Annotated in this window: 4 protein-coding genes; 2 read left to right on the top strand and 2 right to left on the bottom strand. The window is 40.1% G+C overall.

All coding sequences use genetic code 11. From position 1 onward, the window contains the following. Positions 1-375 (bottom strand): hypothetical protein (locus tag AC1DRQ_RS30125; RefSeq protein WP_477429608.1); only part of this gene is annotated, 375 nt, incomplete at its 3' end. 616 nt (positions 376-991) lie between these two features. Continuing rightward, positions 992-1,891 (bottom strand): helix-turn-helix domain-containing protein, encoded by a 900-nt coding sequence (locus AC1DRQ_RS30120; protein WP_477429606.1) that lies wholly within the window; start codon positions 1,889-1,891, stop codon positions 992-994. A 198-nt stretch (positions 1,892-2,089) separates the two neighbouring features. Between AC1DRQ_RS30120 and AC1DRQ_RS30115 the strand changes: the two genes are divergently transcribed. Continuing rightward, positions 2,090-3,034: an aldo/keto reductase gene (locus AC1DRQ_RS30115; RefSeq protein ID WP_477429604.1), complete on the top strand. Its 945-nt coding sequence runs from the start codon at positions 2,090-2,092 to the stop codon at positions 3,032-3,034. Positions 3,035-3,078: 44 nt separating this feature from the next. Continuing rightward, on the top strand, positions 3,079-3,767 hold a 689-nt coding region (locus tag AC1DRQ_RS30110), incomplete at its 3' end, for a type 1 glutamine amidotransferase domain-containing protein (protein WP_477429602.1).

Raw genomic sequence — 3,767 nt, 5'->3', positions numbered from 1 at the left:
CATATACCATGTACCAGTTGCTTTAAACTGGTTAAGGTATGCTTCAACACGTTCTGAGGCTAAATCTTTAATAGGTGATTGTTTTTCTCCCTCAGTGAAAAACTTTAGTATTCGTTTTACTGCACTTTTGATTTCAAGTTTGTAATTATGGCTTAAAGGCCCTGATAATTTATCAGCTTCAATTTCCAGAAAAGCTTGTTCAACAGTTTTAACGTTTTCAAAGACAGTTGGTGTGACAATAACAGGTTCATCTTTTAGTTGATTTGGATTCCACCCTGTTTCTAAAGCTTTTTTAAACTCGTAAAGAAGTTTGGTTAATTGCTTATTTCTATCTTTAATGGTAATTGCCCGATTTGGAAAGATTTTTAGTTCCAAACTATTTCCATTGTATTCCCGGTGTCTTACACCGTTGAAATAATAGATAATGTATGACCTAAGTGTGAGGTCATTGGTGGTAATGATTTTGGGTTCTGTGAACATACAAGTGACGCATATAGTGACGCACTTTAGCCTTGTAGTATCAAAAACACCGTTTAAACAACTTAGAGCAAAGAATGCAACTGACTCTTAATCAGTGGGTCGAGAGTTCGATCCTCTCCCAGGTCACAGGAAAAGTTTAGGTATTACCTAACTTTACTGTAAAATTTAAAAACCTCTATACGATGATGTATAGAGGTTTTTTTGCTTCTTCAGTTTTCGGTTCAAATTAACCCCGCCGAAAGCAAAACCTAAGCGATAACAGACCTTTATCTAATCCATTTTATCAACCCCTGCTTTTAAATCTTGGATTATGGGTTCTATAAGCCGTAAAAGGCTTTCTAAATGTTGAAAGTATTTCCGCTCGGGAATTCGGAAAAAAGTTAGATAGCACCTAACTTACTGTAAAACTTAAAAAACTCTTTACATTACCCAGAGCGTTTTTTTATTTCCTCATATACTAATTAAAGAGCAATTAGAAATTTCAGATAATAAATGTCCGGTCACTTACCTATCAATTCAACGAATTCCGATATTCATTGGGTGAATGCCCAACATGCTGTTTAAAGAAACGGGTAAAATGTGAGGGGTACTTGAAGCCAAGCTTATATGCCACCTCGCTTACTGATTTACTTATATCGAGTATCTGTTCTTTCGCGGCATCAATCAGTTTTAGCTGGATGTACTCCTGCGCTGATTTTCCTGTCTCTTTTTTTACCAGATCTCCGAAATATTTTGGAGATAGGTTGAGTTGGGTTGCACAATACGAAACGGAAGGCAATCCCAGGGTTTGCAGCTTTTCCGATTGAAAGTAATCATTCAGTAATCCCTCAAATCCAGTCAATACATCCTTATGAATATGTTCTCTGGTGAGAAACTGCCGGTCATAAAACCGAACGGAATAATTCAGGAACATTTCGATGTTACTTACGATCAATGTCCTGCTGTGCTTATCAATTGGGTGAGCTAATTCATACCGGATCTTATTAAAACACTCCAGCACTATTTCTCTTTCTGCATCCGAAACGTGAAGCGCTTCATTAACATCGTAAGAGAAAAAGCTGTATTCGTTAATGCATTTACCAAGATGGGTCCCACGGATCAAATCGGGATGAAAGAATAATCCCCAGCCTGTCGGCTGTATCATGTTTTCACTTTCATCAAAACCAAATACTTGTCCGGGTGCAATAAAAAGAAGTGTTCCCTCTTCGTAATCATAATGACTGCGGCCATATTTTACCTCCCCGCACTTCTCGTCTTTTAAAAAGATCATATATACGTCCGAAATATAACGGGCCTCTTTTACGGGCTTCGACAGTGACTGGTCAAGAACACTAACTAATGGATGCAGGGTCTTTTGCCCCCGGTCGTTATTGATCTGGGTTACACTTTCAATTCTGAGGGGATTTCCCATGACTTCGGTTATTTGAAGTGAAATTAGATTAAGTATTCCAAACAATCTTACAAAGATACTCCCGAACAGAAATAATGGTAAGAGAAACAGGAATCTGTATAACGATCTGATGCAAAAGTATAAAGAACTTCGCCCCGTCCAATGATCTATTGAATCACTCGACATCGTTCTGTAAAAACATTAAAAGTACGAGAGAAAATGAAAAAATTACCATTAATAGCGTTAGGTACATGGTCCTGGGGAACAGGCTTTGCAGGCGGCGACCAGGTTTTCGGCAGCAACCTTAGCGCCGGCGATTTAAAGCAAGTATTCGATATGGCCATGAAGGCAGGGTTTAACCTGTGGGATACGGCAGCAGCGTATGGCATGGGCTCATCCGAATCTATCTTAGGTGAATTTGTAAAGCAATATCCCCGCGAGGACATTCTGTTATCTACCAAATTCACACCGCAAATGGCGGATTCTTCTGACAACCCTGTTGAGGAAATGCTGAATAGCAGTTTGCAGCGTTTGGGAACGGACTATATAGACATTTACTGGATTCATAACCCTACCGACGTTAATAAATGGACTCCTGAACTGATTCCGCTGCTTAAAAACGGAAAAGTAAAAAGTGTCGGTGTATCTAACCATAACCTGGAAGAAATTAAACTGGCAAACAGCATCCTCGCAAAAGCAGGCTTTAGCATTTCTGCCGTACAAAACCATTACAGTCTCTTATACCGTTCGTCCGAAGATGCCGGGATAATTGACTATTGCAACGTACACAACATCACTTTCTTTGCTTATATGGTGTTGGAACAAGGTACATTGTCTGGCAAGTACAACACCCGGAACCCACTTCCTGAAGGTAGCGGAAGAGCAAACACCTACAACAAGGTACTCCCGCAATTAGAAGAATTAACCGATGTAATGAAAGAAATTGGCAGCAGCAAAAATGCTTCTGTTGCGCAGATTGCCATTGCATGGGCAATTGCCAAAAATACCTTGCCCATTATCGGTATCACTAAAACTTCGCAAATTGAAGACGCCCTAAATGCAACTAAAATTATTTTAACCCATCAGGAAATAGAAAGAATAGAAGCATTAGCAACACAAGCGGGAGTTGATACCCAGGGTGCCTGGGAAAAATCAATGGTATAATTGTCCACAAAAATAATCTACCCCAATAAATCAAAATAAACGAAATGAATATAGAAAAAGGTTCAAAAAAAGTCTTGTTCGTAGTGACAAGCTGTAATGTAAAAGGAGCTACAGGTATTCCAACAGGATTTAACCTGAGCGAAGTTACCCACCCGCTGGAAAAATTAGAAGCAAGCGGCGTTACAGTTGATATTGCTTCTATAAAGGGCGGCGAAGCGCCTTTAGATGGTTTAGAAGATTTCAGCGATCCGGTTAATACCAAATATTGGGCGGATGCTGATTTTCGTAAAGCTATCGCCAATACCCTGAAATTAGATGATGTAAGGGCTTCGGACTATGACGCCATATTTTTTGCAGGTGGCCACGGAACCATGTGGGATTTTGCTGATAGTCCCGCGATCTTAAAGTTGGTACCCGGATTTTACGAGTCAGGGAAAATTGTTTCTGCGGTTTGCCACGGCCCCGCAGCTTTGGTAAATGTAAAACTAAGTGATGGCTCATACTTGATCTCGGGCAAAAATGTGGCAGGCTTTACTAATGGCGAAGAGGAAGAAGTGCAGTCAACCAATGTAGTTCCATTTCTGCTGCAGGATGCTTTAATTAACCACGGTGCAATTTACAAACATGCACCCAACTGGAACAATAACATTGCTATTGACGGCAGGTTGATCACGGGCCAAAATCCGCAATCTGCCGCCAGTGTAGGTGAAGCCATTGTAAAAGCACTTAAAAT

Source organism: Mucilaginibacter sp. P4_E8, from assembly GCF_056401495.1.
This window is presented reverse-complemented; position numbering and strand designations above follow the sequence as displayed.

What these genes read in the sequence shown, in the direction of transcription:
- AC1DRQ_RS30115 (WP_477429604.1), top strand. Translation starts at nt 2,090, where the DNA reads ATGAAAAAATTACCATTAATAGCGTTAGGTACATGGTCCTGGGGAACA.
- AC1DRQ_RS30120 (WP_477429606.1), bottom strand. Translation starts at nt 1,891, where the DNA reads ATGGGAAATCCCCTCAGAATTGAAAGTGTAACCCAGATCAATAACGAC.